The organism is Streptomyces exfoliatus (genome assembly GCF_000725545.1).
GTDB lineage: Bacteria > Actinomycetota > Actinomycetes > Streptomycetales > Streptomycetaceae > Streptomyces > Streptomyces exfoliatus.
In genome coordinates this window covers 365,546-378,527 of record NZ_JNZP01000015.1, presented here as the reverse complement: position 1 = coordinate 378,527, position 12,982 = coordinate 365,546, and the positions used below count along the sequence as shown (strand labels likewise).

The 12,982-nt window shown below is 72.1% G+C and carries 14 protein-coding genes; 6 read left to right on the top strand and 8 right to left on the bottom strand.

All coding sequences use genetic code 11. The annotated features are described in order from the left end of the window. Nucleotides 1-25: 25 nt before the first annotated feature. Entirely contained in the window at nt 26-694 is a 669-nt protein-coding gene (locus IO20_RS0119545) for a response regulator (RefSeq protein WP_030221275.1), read from the bottom strand. 134 nt (nt 695-828) lie between these two features. Here IO20_RS0119545 and IO20_RS0119540 point away from each other — a divergent pair, with 134 nt between their 5' ends. From IO20_RS0119540 to IO20_RS0119525, 4 genes are all read left to right on the top strand, one after another. Continuing rightward, entirely contained in the window at nt 829-1,812 is a 984-nt protein-coding gene (locus tag IO20_RS0119540; protein ID WP_030551492.1) for a Bug family tripartite tricarboxylate transporter substrate binding protein, read from the top strand. Continuing rightward, complete coding sequence (locus IO20_RS0119535; protein WP_030551494.1) at nt 1,809-2,315, top strand: tripartite tricarboxylate transporter TctB family protein; 507 nt, start codon at nt 1,809-1,811, stop codon at nt 2,313-2,315. Before IO20_RS0119540 ends, IO20_RS0119535 begins: the two co-directional genes overlap by 4 nt. Nucleotides 2,316-2,318: 3 nt before the next feature. Further along, on the top strand, nt 2,319-3,812 hold the full coding sequence (locus IO20_RS0119530; RefSeq protein WP_030551496.1) for a tripartite tricarboxylate transporter permease: 1,494 nt from the start codon (nt 2,319-2,321) through the stop codon (nt 3,810-3,812). 137 nt (nt 3,813-3,949) lie between these two features. Beyond that, nucleotides 3,950-4,384, top strand: coding sequence for a DUF6299 family protein (locus IO20_RS0119525; protein ID WP_030551497.1), 435 nt, complete (start codon nt 3,950-3,952; stop codon nt 4,382-4,384). A gap of 16 nt (nt 4,385-4,400) precedes the next feature. On the opposite strand, the gene IO20_RS0119520 is transcribed toward IO20_RS0119525, so the two are convergent. Both IO20_RS0119520 and IO20_RS0119515 read right to left on the bottom strand, forming a co-directional pair. Next, the gene (locus tag IO20_RS0119520) at nt 4,401-4,883 is read right to left on the bottom strand and encodes a ribonuclease FAU-1 family protein (RefSeq protein ID WP_030551499.1); all 483 of its coding nucleotides are present in this window, start codon (nt 4,881-4,883) and stop codon (nt 4,401-4,403) included. Next, the gene (locus IO20_RS0119515; protein ID WP_030551501.1) at nt 4,864-5,787 is read right to left on the bottom strand and encodes a GNAT family N-acetyltransferase; all 924 of its coding nucleotides are present in this window, start codon (nt 5,785-5,787) and stop codon (nt 4,864-4,866) included. Before IO20_RS0119515 ends, IO20_RS0119520 begins: the two co-directional genes overlap by 20 nt. Nucleotides 5,788-5,861: 74 nt before the next feature. On the opposite strand from IO20_RS0119515, the gene IO20_RS0119510 reads away from it, so the two are divergent. Continuing rightward, entirely contained in the window at nt 5,862-6,236 is a 375-nt protein-coding gene (locus IO20_RS0119510; RefSeq protein ID WP_030221292.1) for a GntR family transcriptional regulator, read from the top strand. A 65-nt stretch (nt 6,237-6,301) separates the two neighbouring features. Here IO20_RS0119510 and IO20_RS0119505 read toward each other — a convergent pair whose 3' ends face one another. The 4 genes from IO20_RS0119505 to IO20_RS0119490 form a co-directional block, all read right to left on the bottom strand. Continuing rightward, on the bottom strand, nt 6,302-7,420 hold the full coding sequence (locus IO20_RS0119505) for a DUF5925 domain-containing protein (RefSeq protein ID WP_030551503.1): 1,119 nt from the start codon (nt 7,418-7,420) through the stop codon (nt 6,302-6,304). A 74-nt stretch (nt 7,421-7,494) separates the two neighbouring features. Next, nucleotides 7,495-8,289 carry a polysaccharide deacetylase family protein gene (locus IO20_RS0119500; protein ID WP_030551504.1) on the bottom strand — a complete coding sequence of 265 codons (795 nt, stop codon included), beginning with the start codon at nt 8,287-8,289 and terminating at the stop codon, nt 7,495-7,497. Next, nucleotides 8,286-9,395 (bottom strand): glycosyltransferase family 2 protein, encoded by a 1,110-nt coding sequence (locus IO20_RS0119495; protein ID WP_030551506.1) that lies wholly within the window; start codon nt 9,393-9,395, stop codon nt 8,286-8,288. The genes IO20_RS0119500 and IO20_RS0119495 overlap by 4 nt, the downstream gene beginning before the upstream one ends. After that, nucleotides 9,392-10,222, bottom strand: a complete 831-nt coding sequence (locus IO20_RS0119490; RefSeq protein WP_030551507.1) for a glycosyltransferase family 2 protein — start codon at nt 10,220-10,222, stop codon at nt 9,392-9,394. Before IO20_RS0119490 ends, IO20_RS0119495 begins: the two co-directional genes overlap by 4 nt. Before the next feature lie 639 nt (nt 10,223-10,861). Here IO20_RS0119490 and IO20_RS0119485 point away from each other — a divergent pair. Next, a complete protein-coding gene (locus tag IO20_RS0119485; protein WP_030551508.1) occupies nt 10,862-11,668 on the top strand; it encodes an SGNH/GDSL hydrolase family protein in 807 nt (268 codons plus the stop codon). On the opposite strand, the gene IO20_RS0119480 is transcribed toward IO20_RS0119485, so the two are convergent. Beyond that, nucleotides 11,652-12,671: a protein kinase domain-containing protein gene (locus IO20_RS0119480; protein WP_030551509.1), complete on the bottom strand. Its 1,020-nt coding sequence runs from the start codon at nt 12,669-12,671 to the stop codon at nt 11,652-11,654. The two genes, IO20_RS0119485 and IO20_RS0119480, sit on opposite strands and share 17 nt — an antisense overlap. Nucleotides 12,672-12,982 lie beyond the last annotated feature (311 nt).

Genomic DNA, 12,982 nt, shown 5'->3' with positions numbered 1-12,982 from the left:
TGAGGAACAGGCCTCCGGCCGCCGCCTACCCCAGTCGCCGGTAGCGCCGCTCCGGGCGGCCCGTGCCCCCGTACCGCAGGGTGATCTCCGCCCGGCCCGTCTCCGCGAAGTACTCCAGGTAGCGGCGGGCGCTCACCCGGGACAGGGAGCCCGCCTCCGCGCACTCCGTGGCCGAGAGGCCCTCCGGGTGAGCGCGGAGGACCGAGTCGACCAGGTCGGCCGTGTGGGCGGCCAGGCCCTTCGGGAGTTCGCGGGATCCCCGCGGGCGGGTGCCGAAGATCTGGTCGACGTCCTCCTGGCGGGCCTCGTCCAGTTCGTCGAGGCGGCTGCGCAGCGAGGCCACGTGGCGGAGCTGCTCGTGCAGCGCCGCCTGGCTGAACGGCTTGATCAGATAGTGCAGCGCCCCCGCCCGCAGCGCCGCCCGGATCGTGCCCACGTCCCGCGCCGCCGTGATGAAGAGCGCGTCCATGCCCAGGCCCGCCGCGCGCAGCTCCCGCAGCACCTGGATGCCGTCCATGTCGGGCAGGAAGACGTCGAGCAGCACCAGGTCGGGACGGAGCCGCTCGGCGGCCCGCAGCGCCTCGGCGCCGCTGTGCGCGACCCCGGACACCGAGAAGCCCGCCACCGCCGACACATAGCGGCAGTGCAGCTTGGCGACCATGAAGTCGTCGTCCACCACCAGCACGTTCGTCACGACGACCCACGCTAGGTCCCGACCACAACGACCACAACGTCCGTTGGTTGCGGAAGGGAGACAGCTTCTTAACGCGCGGGCAACATGTGGGCCACCTCACATCCCCCTTCCCTCCTACCTGAGAGGCGGCACACGTGCGTCTGCGCACCCCCTTCGCCCTCCTCGGGGCCGCGCTGCTCGTCCTTGTGGGTCCGCCGCTGCTCAGCCCCGGCAGCGGTACCGACACCGGCACCCGGATACCCGGCCTGCGCTTCATGGTCCCCAACACACCCGGCGGCGGATACGACATCACCGCCCGCACCGCGGCCAAGAACGCCGAGGAGGCCGGTCTCACCGGCGACATCGAGGTCTTCAACCTGCCCGGCGCGGGCGGCACGGTCGGCCTCACCCGGCTCGTCGGCGAACGCGGCAACGGCCGTCTCGCCATGTCCATGGGCCTCGGGGTCGTCGGCGCCGTCCACACCAACCAGACGCCCAGGACCCTCGCCGACATCACCCCGATCGCCCGGCTCACCGAAGAGCAGGACATCGTCGTGGTCGGCAAGGACTCCCCGTACAAGACCATCCAGGACCTGCTCACCGCCTGGAAGAAGAACCCCGGCAAGCTGCCCGTCGGCGGCGGCTCCTCGCCCGGCGGTCCCGACCACCTCGCCCCGATGCTGATGGCCCAGGCCGCCGGAATCGCCCCCAGAAACGTCAACTACGTGCCCTTCGACGGCGGCGGAGAGCTCCTCGCCTCCATCCTCGGCGACAAGGTCGCCTTCGGCGTCTCCGGCGTCGGCGAGTACCTCGACCAGATCAAGGCGGGGCAGCTGCGCCTCCTCGCCGTCACCGGCCCGAAGCGGGTCCCCGGCCTGGACGCCCCCACGCTCCGCGAGGCCGGCCTCGACACCGAGTTCACCAACTGGCGCGGCATCGTCGCCCCACCGGGCCTCTCCGACGCCGAGCGCGAGAAGCTCGTCACCCTGGTGACCGAACTGCACGACTCCCCGCAGTGGCGCGAGTCGCTGAAGACCCACGGCTGGAACGACGCCTTCCTGCCCGGCGAGGAGTTCGGCACGTTCCTCGCGGAGCAGGACCGGCGCGTCGGCTCCGTACTGAAGGAGCTGGGCCTGTGAAGACGACCGTGAAGACCTGGCTGCGTGAGCGCTCCGAACTCGGCGTCGGCGCCCTCCTGTTCCTCCTCGGTGTCCTCGTCCTCACCGACGCCCTCACCCTCGACGCCGACCTCACCGGCCGCGGCCCCGTCGGCCCGGCCACCGTCCCCCTCGTCGTGGGGTGCGGCCTGGTCGTCGTCGCCGTGCTCCTCTCCGTCGACGTCCTGCGTGGCGGCCGGGGCGAGGCCGAGGCCGGCGAGGACGTCGACCTGAGCGAGCCCGCCGACTGGCGTACGGTCCTGCTCCTCGCGGGCGTCTTCCTCGCCTTCGCCGTCCTCATCGGCCCCGTCGGCTTCCCCGTCGCCGGAGCCCTCCTCTTCTGGGGCTCGGCCTACGCCCTCGGCAGCCGCCATCTCCACCGCGACCCGCTGATCGCCGCCACCCTCTCGCTCCTCACCTACGTCGTCTTCGACAAGCTGCTCGGCGTCCCGCTGCCCGGCGGCCCGCTGATGGGAGTGGTCTGACCCATGGATTCCCTGAACTCCCTCATCGACGGCTTCGGGACCGCCCTCACCCCGATGAACCTGCTGTGGGCCGCGATCGGCGTGCTCCTCGGCACCGCCATCGGCGTCCTGCCCGGCATCGGCCCCGCCATGGCCGTCGCCCTGCTGCTCCCGGTGACCTACGGGCTCGAACCCACCGGCGCGTTCATCATGTTCGCCGGCATCTACTACGGGGCCATGTTCGGCGGCTCGACCACCTCGATCCTCCTCAACACCCCCGGGGAGAGCGCGGCCGTCGTCGCCGCCATCGAGGGCAACCCGATGGCCAAGGCGGGCCGCGGCGCGCAGGCCCTCGCCGCGGCGGCCATCGGCCACTTCGCCGGCGGCATGATCGGCACGATCCTGCTCGTCGTCCTCGCCCCGACGGTCGCCGCGCTCGCCGTCGACATCGGCGCCCCCGACTACCTCGCCCTGATGGTCCTCGCGTTCATCGCGGTGACCTCGGTCCTCGGCTCCTCCCGCATCCGGGGCCTCGCCTCCCTGCTCATCGGCCTCACCATCGGCCTGGTCGGCCTCGACCAGATGACCGGGCAGCAGCGCCTCACCTTCGGTTCCCTCCAGCTCGCCGACGGCGTCGACGTCGTCATCGTCGCGGTCGGTCTCTTCGCCATCGGCGAGGCCCTCTGGGTCGCCGCGCACCTGCGCCGGACGGCGGGCGAGGCCATCCCGGTCGGGCGCCCCTGGCTCGGCGGGGACGACGTGAAGCGCACCTGGAAGTCCTGGCTGCGCGGTCCCCTCATCGGCTTCCCGTTCGGCGCGATCCCGGCCGGCGGCGCGGAGATCCCGACGTTCCTCTCGTACGTGACGGAGAAGCGGCTCTCGAAGCACAAGGAGCAGTTCGGCAAGGGCGCCATCGAGGGGGTGGCGGGACCGGAGTCGGCGGCCTCCGCCTCCGCGGCGGGGACACTCGTCTCGATGCTGACCCTCGGGCTGCCCACGACGGCCGTCGCCGCCGTGATGCTGGCCGCGTTCCAGCAGTACGGCATCCAGCCCGGCCCGCTCCTCTTCGAGCGGGAGCCCGACCTGGTGTGGGGCCTGATCGCCTCGCTGTTCGTCGGCATGGTGCTGCTGCTCGCGCTCAACCTGCCGCTCGCGCCCGTCTGGGCCAAGCTGCTGCGCATCCCGCGCCCGTACCTCTACGCCGGCATCCTCTTCTTCGCCGCCGTCGGCGCGTACGCGGTCGGCGGGGAGGCCCTCGACCTGGTCGTCCTGCTGGTCATCGGCCTGGTCGGGCTCGGCATGCGCCGCTACGGCCTGCCGGTGCTGCCGGCCGTCATCGGCGTCATCCTCGGCCCGGCCGCCGAACAGCAGCTGCGCCGCGCCCTGCAGATCAGCGACGGCTCGGTGACCGGTCTCGTCGACACCCCGTTCTCCGTCACCGTGTACGCGGTCGTCGTCATCCTGCTCGCCTGGCCGCTGCTGAGGAAGGTGATCATCCGGCGCGGCGGGACGAGGTAGGGGCACGGTCGGACCGTACGACGGTATGCGCGGTTCATCCAACTCGCCCCCAAAGGAGTGAGTTTCGGACACGTGGCGGCCGGATCCGGTATCCCTGGCGGGCAGTACCTTCCCCCCACTCCGAAGGGACCCCGCTCATGCGCGTCCGACTCGTCATCGCCACAGGCGTCCTGCTCGCCTCCGCCCTCGCCCCTCTCGCCCACGCGGACGTCGCCCCTCCCACCCACGGGGGAGGGGTCGACGACCTCTCCGTCCACGGGTACGGGAGCGTCGGCGAGGACAGCACGGTGACCCTGACCGGCTCGTACCGCTGCCTCGACGACAGCGCGGGCCCCGTCTTCGTCAGCTCCACCCTCGTCCAGGGCGACCGATCCGCCGGGATCGGGGGCACCCGGGCCGTCTGCGACGGACACCTCCACGAGTGGGTCAACACCTCCGTCGTGAAGGACCCCGCCTACCAGCCGGGCAAGGCCCGGGTCCAGGCCACCCTCATGCAGCTCACCACCGGCGAGGCGGGACTGCCGACGCCCGACTTCCTCGCGGTCGAGGAGTCGGCCGTCGAACTCCGCTGACGCCGGCCCGGGAGGCTCACCGGCCCAGCAGCTCGATCAGGCCCTCGCGGCCCAGCACCTCCAGCTCGTCGAGGGCGACCACGGCACGCGCCGCCGCCTCCGGATCCGAGGCGGTGAGCCCGCTCGCCGCGAACTCGTCCTCGTCGAGCCGCAGCACCTCGCTGCCGTCCGCCGACACCCACAGGTCCAGGTCCAGGTCCTCGACCACCACCCCGGAGCCGTCGAAGACGGCAGGCCGGGTGATGTCGCAGTACCAGCCCTTGAGGGCGCCGTCGGCGGACCACACCTCCTTGACCGTGAACCAGCGGTCGCGCCAGTAGTGCTCCACGAAGACGTCGCCCGGCTCGAACCGAACGAAGCCGAAGTCCCGTACACCCTCGGCCGCCCACGGGGCTCGCACCGAGAGCCGGACGCCGTCCTCCGTGAGGACCTCCGCCGGATAGCGGATCTTCGTCCGCCCCGCCTTCGTCAGGGTGACCTCAACCGATCGTCCGGACATGCCGCACCTCCGTCGCGCCGATCTCGTAGCCGAACCACCTGTTGATCGCCAGCATCGGCCCGTTGCCCGCGTCGTTCCCGGTGAACGCCTCCGTGCAGCCCGCGGCCCGTGCCCGGTGCAGCGAGGCGTTCTTGGCGAGCTTGGCGAGACCGCGCCCCCGGAACGCCGGAGCCGTACCCGTCATCCCCGAGGCGTACCGGCCGAGACCGTCCGTCTGCGCCGCGCTGAACGCGGCCGGAACCCCGTCCACCACCGCGACCGTCGTCAGCGCGCGGTCGAGCAGCGGATGCTCCCAGGTCGTCGCCAGCCAGTGCGCGTAGTCGGCGAGCTCCGCGCCGACGTCGCCCGGCTCGTCGGCCGTCGTCACCGCGTCCAGCTCGAACAGCGGCCGCGGATCGGCCGCGAAGTCCTCGGCCGTGCGCAGTTCCACCCCGGCGGGCGGCGCCTGGAGCGGCGGCAGTTCGGCCGTCGTCAGGTCGAGGCGGAGGAAGTGCGCGGAACGGCTCGGCGCGTATCCACGGCGCTCGGCCCAGGAGCGGTTCTCCGGCGCGTCCAGGACCCAGCTGTACAGCGTCCGCGCACCCCGCTCGGCGAGGTGCTCCTCGGCGGCGCGCAGCAGCAGCGTCCCCGCGCCGCGGCCCGAGTGCGCCGGGTCCACGTACACGTTGACGTAGCCGATGCCGGGTTCCGGGGCGTCGTGGGCGATCCCCACCTGGGCGGTCCCGATGATCCCGCCGTCCTCGGTCACGGCCACGAGCGGGCGGTAATGGCTCTCGGGGTGGGCGTGCGCCCAGTCGAAGGTGAGCTGCTCGGCGGTCGCGAGCATGAAGGGCAGCGCGGCCCGGCGGACCCGGGCGAAAGCGCCGGCGTCCTCGGACGTCACGTCACGGACGATCACAGTCATGTGGCCGCACGGTACGGGGGCGGAGGGCGCAGCCGCCTCCCATTTTCCGGTGGGGTGGGGGCAGAATCGGCGGCGTGACACTCACCATCGCCGTGAACCATGAATCCACCACCGCTCCCTACGAACAGCTGCGTGCCCAGATCTCGGAGCGGGCCCGGTCGGGCGGACTGCCGGTCGGGTACAAGCTGCCGACGGTGCGGGGGCTCGCGGAGCAGCTGGGCCTCGCCGCGAACACGGTCGCCAAGGCGTACAAGGCGCTGGAGGCGGACGGGGTGATCGAGACCCGCGGGCGGCACGGGACCTTCGTCGCCGCGGCGGGCGACGCCGCCACCCGCAGGGCCGCCACCGCCGCCGCCCAGTACGCCGAGGAGGCCCGCCGCCTCGGCCTCAGCAGGGAGGCCGCGGAGGCGGCGATGAGCGAGGCCCTGCGGGCCGCGTACGACAGCTGACGACCGGGCGGGGGCCGCCTCACGGGCTCCACGAGGGGGCGGGCCTCACGGGCTCCCGGTGGGGGCTACAGGTAGAGGCCGGCCCCCGCCGTGCGCGGTTCCGGAAGTCCCGTCGGGGGCGTGCCGCGGCGCAGGGCGAACAGCTCCGCCAGCGTCGCGCCCTCGCGCGGCACGTCCTCCTCGCGGCCGAGCCAGGCCACCGACTCGGCCCGGCTCAGCGGCCCCACCTCGATCCGGGCCAGACAGCGGCCAGGCCGGACGACGGCCGGATGCAGCCGTTCCAGGTCCTCGTTGGTGGTGACCCCCACCAGCACGTTGCGGCCCTGGCCCAGCAGACCGTCCGTCAGGTTCAGCAGCCGCGACAGGGCCTGCCCCGCCGTGTGCTTCGCCTCGCCCCTGATCAGCTCGTCGCAGTCCTCCAGGAGCAGCAGCCGCCAGCGTCCCTTCGCCGTGCCCTCGTCCTCCCCGATGGCGATGTCCATCAGATAGCCGACGTCGTTGAAGAGCCGCTCCGGGTCCAGTACGCAGTCCACCTGGCACCAGTCCCGCCAGGACCTGGCCAGGGTCCGCAGCGCGGACGTCTTGCCCGTCCCCGGCGGCCCGTGCAGCAGCAGGAGCCGGCCGGCGATCGAGTCGGGCGTCACCTTCATCAGCCGGTCCATGGCCTCGGCCACCGGCGCCGAGTAGTTGGGCCGGACCTCGTCCCACGTCCCGGCGCTGATCTGCCGGGTCGTCCGGTGCGGGCCGCGCCGGGGCGACACGTACCAGAACCCCATCGTCACGTTCTCCGGCTGCGGTTCCGGCTCGTCCTTCGCCCCGTCGGTCGCCTCCTTGAGGACGCGCTCGGCGAGCTCCGCGTCGGCGGCCGTGACGGTGACGTCCGCGCCCCGGCTCCAGCGGGAGACGAGCAGCGTCCAGCCCTCGCCCTCGGCGAGCAGGGCGCTGCGGTCGTCGTCCTTCGCGGCCCGAAGCACGGTGGCGCCCGCCGGGAGCAGCGTCGCCTCGGGCCTGACCCGGTCCAGGGTGGTGCTGTGCGAGTGCGGCTGCTCCCCGGTCGCGAAGCGGCCGAGGAACAGCGCGTCGACGACGTCCGACGGCGAGTCGCTGTCGTCGAGGTTGAGCCGGATGGGCAGCGACCGCTGGGGCTCGGACGGTTCCGCTGGGGTGTCAGCCATGGCGCCCATGATCCGGCAACCGGGCATGGCGTGCACCGGGTTTTGGACGGGACGTCCCCCTTCTGCGCAGGTCCCGCGGTACGTCAGATCCAGTGGCCCCGCACGGCGCCCCGGGCGCGGCGCGCGAGCGCGTACCCCTTCGTCATGGCGCGGTCCGCCGCGAAGTTCCGCGCGACGGAGCGGCCTTCCACGAGGCGGGTGAACTCGCCGATCCCCGTGGACCTGCGGACGGTCACCCGCTCCAGGGCGTACGGGCCCTGGCGGCGTCGGGCGAGCGCGTTGCCGACGGCGAGCGCCTGCGTGAACCCGGCCTCCCGGACCGTACGGCGGACCCGGCGGCTGGAGTACCCGTACGGGTAGGCGAAGGACACCGGGGCGGCCCCCAGTTCCTCGCCGACGATCTCGCGGCAGCGCAGCGTCTCGAACCGCAGCCGTGCGGCGTCGAGCTGGTCGAGCTGCGGGTGGGTGTGGCTGTGTCCGCCGATCTCGGTGCCCGCGTCGGCCAGTTCGCGTACCTGGCCCCAGTCGAGCATGGTGTCGAGGGCGCCGCCGGTCGTGTGCCTGCCGGGCAGCCAGCCGGTGGAGACGAAGACGGTGCTCGCGAAGGAGTGCTTGGCGAGCACCGGCAGGGCGTACCGGTGCACGCCCTCGTATCCGTCGTCGAAGGTGACGAGCAGCGGCCGGGCGGGCAGCGGGGCGCCGGTGCGCCAGGCGGTGGCGAGAGCGGCGGTGGTCAGCGGGGTGAACCCCCGCTCGGCGACCACCTCCATCTGCGCCGCGAACGCCTCGGGGGTGACGGAGAGCCCCAGGGTCGCGGGGGCGGGGTCATGGCCGACGGCGTGGTACATGAGGATCGGCACGGCGGAGGTCGCGCTCATCGGTCCGCTCCCTCAGCGGTACGGGAACCACTGCCGCGAACGGCAGCGGCACCGCTCCCGGACCCGTCCTCGTCCCTGGTTTCCACCGCCCCGCTCCCGTCCCGTCGGATCGGCCCCCACGAGAAGGTCGTCCCGTTCCGCCTGGCCCGGAGCGTGCCGAGCGCGTAGCCGCCGGCGGCGACCGTCACCCCGGTCACGATCGCCCCGGCCCGGCCGGCGCCGCCGGAGCGGCCGCGCAGCGCGTCGCGGACTCCGCGCAGGACGCCGGCGGGCAACACCCGTGTCGAGTAGCGCCGTTCGGACTCCAGGCCCTTCTGCGCCCCGACGCTCCGTGCGACGAGCGCCTTGGAGAGCCCTTCGGCGTAGACCCGGGTGCGGAAGTAGCCGAAGCGCTCGCGGGCGGCGGGCACCTTGTGGTGGATGACCGCCCGGTCGTCGATGAGGAGGATCGCCTCGGGCAGCGCCTTGGAGAGCCGGATGCACAGCTCGGTCTCCTCGCCGCCGAGGGGCCTCCGGTCGCCGTCCCGCCCGATGCCGGTGGCGAAGCCGCCCGCCGCGTCGAAGGCGGTACGGCGGAAGGAGGCGTTGCCGCCGAGCACGTTGCGCACCGGGACCCGACCCGGGGGCAGGCCCCGGTACGTACAGCCGACGACCCAGTCGAACTCCTCGGGGAACCAGGCCGGGCGGCGGCCGGACGCCCAGACGGGCAGGGTCCGGCCGCCGACGGCCATGACGCGCGGGTCGTCGTAGGCGGCGGCGAAGTGGTGGAGCCAGTCCCGCTCGGCGATCGCGTCGTCGTCGAGGAAGGCCACGAACTCGCCTCGGGCGGCGGCGATTCCGGTGTTGCGGCCGGCGGAGAGGCCGCGGGGGCCCGCGTTGGCGAGCACCCGCACCTCCGCCCCTTGTCCGGGCGGCCGCCGCTCCGCGTACTCCTCGGTGAGCCGGGAGAGGAGCCGCTCGTTGTGGTCGACGACGAGCAGCGTCTCCAGCGGCGGCAGCGACTGCTTCCGTACGGAGTCGACGGCGGCGAGGATGTCCTCCCACCGCTCCTCCGTGTAGACGCAGATCACCACCGAGAAGCCGTCCGGGGACGTGCGGTGGTTCAAGACACCTCTCCCCGGGGGACGTTGACGGAGAACGGGGCGGGCCGGCGGCGGGCCGCCCTGCCGAGGGACTTCTCCCTGAGGATGACCTTCAGGACGCGGATGCCGTCGCGCACGGCGTTGAGGTTGCTGACGCCGTGAATGCGGTTGTACTCGTGGCTCGGCACCTCCTGCACCTTGAGGCCGGCCTTGACGACCCGGATGTTGATCAGGGTCTCGATCTCGAATCCGGTGCAGTCGAGGGTGATCTTGTCGAGGCAGTGGCGCCAGAAGGCGTTGTAGCCGTAGCAGAGGTCGGTGTACCGGGCGCCGAACTTGCGGTTGACGAGGGTGCAGAGGGCCCAGTTGCCGAGTCTGCGAATGGTCGTCATGTCGTCCGTGCCACCGCCGTTGGCGAAGCGGGAGCCCTTGGCGAAGTCGGCGCCGCCGACCAGGGCGGAGACATAGGAGACGATCTCCTGGCCGTCGGCCGATCCGTCGGCGTCGACCATGACGATGATGTCACCGGTGCAGGCGGCGAAGCCGCTGATCAGGGCGTCGCCCTTGCCCTTGCCGACCTGCTTGACGACCTTGACGTCAGGTCGGAGTTCCCGGGCGACCTCCACCGTGTTGTCGGTGGAATTTCCGTCGACGAGAACGACTTCGTGAATCCATTCCGGCAGCGTCTTGAAGACGTACGGAAGATTTTCGGCTTCGTTCATCGCGGGAATCACGACACTCACCGGCGGTGTGATCGCCAGATGCGAGGTGATGGCCCGGTATTGGGCGGCTATTCGACTCGGCTCGGTCAATTCTCGGCCCGTGGCGGTCGGGCGCAGGAACGAGCTCATGGGTCTGGTTTCCCTCTCGTCCGGTGGGCCGCCCACCCCTTGGGCGGCCCGATGGTGTGTCCGGTTCGAAAGGGGGGTTCACGCCCCGCCCGCACGGAGATGATCTCCTTGCGGGATCGGCGAGTTGGCATATCCGGCCGCGCGGTACCCGCGCCTCGGCGCAGGTTCGAACACCGAGCACGGCACCCCCCTACCGCGCCCCGCTCCGGGGACCATCAGCGACGCTAGAGCCCTCCCCTGAGCCGCTTTGCGTGATGGACCGGTGCGGGTGAGATGTACGACGGTATTGATGAATGGGACTGTATGGCAAGTCCCGCTTGTGTGACCCGGTTTTCCGTAGTTTGGCGAAGCTTCGACGGTCAGATGTGCAAGCGTTCCGATCGGATTCGATCAATCCGTTTGAACCCGGGGAACGGTGGGACAGGATCACGTTTCTGTGCATTGTTGTGTGAATGTGTCGCGACCGCGTTCGACCGCCGAGCGGGACCGGATCCTCCGGTTCCTGTGGTGGCCGAATCTCGACGGTTCCTGACGGAGGATCGGAAGACGTTCACCCCCAGTTTTGACATGAACACTTCCGGTGGAGCGGATCCGATGCTACTACCTGGTAACGCAGAGATCCTGCTACAGGGAGGTTCCATGAGACTGTCCCGCTTCACCGCGCTTTCGTCCTCGCTCCTGCTCGGTGCCGTCCTCGCCCTCACCGGGGCGGGCGCCGCCCAGGCGGCCGAAACCGCCGCCCTCGACTACGTGGCCCTGGGGGACTCGTACTCCTCCGGTGTCGGTGCAGGCAGTTATGACAGCGCGAGCGGCGACTGCAAGCGCTCCACGAAGGCCTTTCCGGTGCTCTGGAAGAACGCGAACGCCCCTTCCTCCTTCGCGTTCACCGCCTGCTCGGGCGCCCGAACGGGTGATGTGACCGCCAATCAGCTCGGCCCGCTCTCCGCCGCCACCGATCTGATCTCCGTCACGATCGGGGGAAATGACGCCGGTTTCGCCGACGTCATGACGACCTGTGTGCTGCAGTCCGAGTCCACCTGCATCAGCCGTGTGAATCAGGCCAAGAGCTACGTGGACACCACGCTGCCCGGCAAGCTCGACTCCGTCTACACGGCCATCAGGACCAAGGCTCCCGCCGCCCGCGTCGTCGTCCTCGGCTACCCGCGCTTCTACCAGCTGGGCGGCAGCTGCGTCGCCGGCCTCAGCGAGAACGAGCGCAGGGCCATCAACGACGCCTCCGACTACCTCAACGCGGCCGTCGCCAAGCGCGCCGCCGACCACGGCTACACCTACTCCAGCGTCGTCCCGGCCTTCACCGGACACGAGATCTGCTCCGGCTCCGCCTGGCTGCACAGCGTCAACTGGCTCAACATCGGGGAGTCCTACCACCCGACCGCCGCCGGCCAGTCCGGCGGATACCTGCCCTCGTTCAGGAACGTGGTGTAGCCGCGCCGACGCCCGAGCCCGTGGCGCCGGGACCGGTCGGAGCGGTGCTCGTGACACCGCCCGGACCGGGCCCGGGGCCACGCTCGTCGTCCCGTACCGCGTGATACGTCAACGCGCCCGCGATCAGCAGCGCGCCGAGCGCGCCGGCGAGCAGGACATGGCCCCGGCGGGGCGGCCGCGTCCCGCGCGACGGAGCGGCCGAACTTCCTTCGCCGGGAAGGCCGTTCCCCTTGCCGTCGTCGTCGCGGGGCTCCTCCCGTCGGTCCGGCCCGGCCTCCGGCGGGGTGGAGGAGGTCTCCCTCCGTACCGGCCGCGCCCCGCCCGTGGCGATCCGCCGCAGCTCTCGCTCCGCGGCCAGGGCCCGCTCGGGTTCCGCGTCCGCGGGAGCCCCGGACGACTCCTGGTGCGACAGCCCCTCGATCACGGCGCGGAGCGCCTCCGTCCGGCCGTCCGCCGACGGCGGCGACGAGGCCGCCGCACCCAGCAGCGCCCCCAGGGAGCGCAGCTCCGCCTCCGGCCCGGGATCATCCTCAGGGGTCGCCCCGAAGCCGGTCACGACGACCCGTCCGTCGTTCGCGAGGAGAACGTGCTCCGGCCCCACTCCCCGGTGCGGGGCGCCCGCCTCCCGGCCCGCCCGGAGCGCGGCGAGGACCTCGGCGCCGACGCGGGCGGCCTCGCGCGGCGGCAGCGGACCGGCCTCCAGCGTCTCGGCGAGGGTGAGGCCGCGTACCAGCTCCGTCACGACCCAGGGCCGACCGTCCTCGGTGGCCACCCCGAGGACCCGTACGACGGAGGGGTGGGTGATCCGGCCCGCGGCCCGCGCCTCGCGCTCGCGCCGCGCGTACAGCAGCGGCAACTCGTCCGCGGGGAGCCCGGCCGGGGCGCGGAACTCCTTGAGGGCCACGTCGTGCCCGCTCGTCTCGTCCAGGGCACGCCAGACGGTGCCCGCCGTCCCCTCGGCGAGGACGTCCAGAAGCCGGTAACGACCCGCGATCACCGTCATGGATCCACGGTAGCCGAGCGGCGTCCCCGCGGCTCCGGTCCGTCGGCGAGGCGGAGGGAACGATCTTGGTGGTGGAGATCACATCGGCCCGGGTGTCCGCGGAGGAGGGTCCGGAGTGCAGGATGGTTCGTGACGGTTCGGCAGGTGTTCGAAATCCTGTCCAACTCACCCTGGAATCAGATGGATTCGCACGGTAACCGTCAACCCCCGTACGCGTGCGTGAATCCCGCCGCCGGGATACACGGGTGTCATGGCGGGGCGATAGGGTTAACCTGCCCTGGGTCGGGTGCCCTTGTACGGGTGGGGAGTGA

Coding starts and splice junctions, on each gene's coding strand:
- IO20_RS0119530 (WP_030551496.1), top strand. CDS start 2,319: ATGGATTCCCTGAACTCCCTCATCGACGGCTTCGGGACCGCCCTCACC.
- IO20_RS0119525 (WP_030551497.1), top strand. CDS start 3,950: ATGCGCGTCCGACTCGTCATCGCCACAGGCGTCCTGCTCGCCTCCGCC.
- IO20_RS0119520 (WP_030551499.1), bottom strand. CDS start 4,883: ATGTCCGGACGATCGGTTGAGGTCACCCTGACGAAGGCGGGGCGGACG.
- IO20_RS0119515 (WP_030551501.1), bottom strand. CDS start 5,787: ATGACTGTGATCGTCCGTGACGTGACGTCCGAGGACGCCGGCGCTTTC.
- IO20_RS0119505 (WP_030551503.1), bottom strand. CDS start 7,420: ATGGGCGCCATGGCTGACACCCCAGCGGAACCGTCCGAGCCCCAGCGG.
- IO20_RS0119500 (WP_030551504.1), bottom strand. CDS start 8,289: ATGAGCGCGACCTCCGCCGTGCCGATCCTCATGTACCACGCCGTCGGC.
- IO20_RS0119490 (WP_030551507.1), bottom strand. CDS start 10,222: ATGAGCTCGTTCCTGCGCCCGACCGCCACGGGCCGAGAATTGACCGAG.
- IO20_RS0119485 (WP_030551508.1), top strand. CDS start 10,862: ATGAGACTGTCCCGCTTCACCGCGCTTTCGTCCTCGCTCCTGCTCGGT.
- IO20_RS0119480 (WP_030551509.1), bottom strand. CDS start 12,671: ATGACGGTGATCGCGGGTCGTTACCGGCTTCTGGACGTCCTCGCCGAG.